At 63.7% G+C, this 972-nt stretch carries 1 pseudogene; it reads left to right on the top strand.

Going from position 1 to position 972, the window contains the following annotated elements:
• Positions 1-972, top strand: a pseudogene (locus AC1Q6C_RS33645) (hypothetical protein); the annotation flags it as partial.

The raw sequence follows: 972 nt of genomic DNA, 5'->3' as shown, positions 1-972 counted from the left end.
GCCCTTCCTCCCGCCAGCGAGGCAGCAGACGGCCACGCCGTCATTGTCACAGCAGCCGGCACCTACACACCATCCGGCCACACACTCACCGGCCCAGTCGATTCCATCGAAAAACTCGACAAACTCATCAGATGGGCAACGCTCACCCCGCTGGGCGCACCGGCACAGATCTGGATAGTCGGAATCGAAGCCTGCGAAATGCTCGGATGGATCATCGACCCAGGCAGCGAAGACGATGTCGACGACATGGAAATCCTCCGCACCCGCGCTGCCGAAGAACTCACCGCGATCCTCCACGCCACGCTGACCCCCATGCTGACCGCAGGATGGGAACTCCGCGGAGAACCCGGCCACGTCGTTCACCTCTCCCGCACCACCGGGAACTTCACATCCATGGTCGACATTTTCATCGAACCCTACGTGTGGACCTACTGGAACAAAGACTTCGGATGGGGCAATCGCGTGGGGGACATGGGGATCCTCGGATCACCCACCGCCGGAACCTACCTCCCCGACGACGACCTCCCCGCTGCGCAGGAACTGGGACGCCGACTCGCCTGGTGCGCACAACACCTCGGCGTGCTACCCGGCCCCACCCCCGCACGCACCGGCGCCGCCATCGTCGACAAGATCAAACGCGACCGCACCCGCAGCGGTAAAGGAATCGTCGTCACTGTCGGTGGACCGGTCCCACCGCTGGACGGCGAACCCCGCGGAGATCTCGAACCTGCCGCCGGATGGACCCGCATCCCGGACCTCGAAGAACTTTCCGACGCAACACAACTGGTATCGATAGACCAACGAGCTGCGTACCTCGCTTCCGCTGGCATGCTCGAATTCGGCTACGGAAAACCTCGACATCTTCGCGGCGAGAACGCGCTCGACGCTGCGCGGCAATCGAAAACCCCGTTCGGACTCTGGCGTGTAACCCTCCCACCGGGTGACATGCTGGCGCTCCCACCCGCTCTACCG

The organism is Rhodococcus sp. MT28, assembly GCF_058792695.1.
Note: the sequence above shows the minus strand (reverse complement) of the source record. Positions and strands in the feature narration are given on the sequence as shown.